At 42.7% G+C, this 255-nt stretch carries 1 protein-coding gene; it reads left to right on the top strand.

Going from position 1 to position 255, the window contains the following annotated elements; translation table 11 throughout:
* On the top strand, positions 1-255 hold a 255-nt coding region (locus DMB68_RS23500; protein ID WP_165830201.1), incomplete at both ends, for a hypothetical protein.

Below are 255 nucleotides of genomic sequence, written 5' to 3'. Positions count from 1 at the left end.
GCTTATAGTTATGAAGTTTCTGCCAATGGAGGTTCTACCTACACAGCAATGGCAAGTAATGTCTATACGACAGCTACAGCAGGTACTTATACTTTTAGAGTTACAGATTCTAATACTCCAGGGTGTACAGTTACCACTACAGCTACAGTAAATACGATTTCAGATCCTACAGTAACAGCTACACAGGTAAATGTGAGCTGTAACGGAGGAGCATCCAATGGTTCAGTTACCTTAACAGGGGCTGGGGGTTCAGGT

This window comes from Flavobacterium hydrophilum (assembly GCF_003202405.1).
GTDB lineage: Bacteria > Bacteroidota > Bacteroidia > Flavobacteriales > Flavobacteriaceae > Flavobacterium > Flavobacterium hydrophilum.
This window is presented reverse-complemented; position numbering and strand designations above follow the sequence as displayed.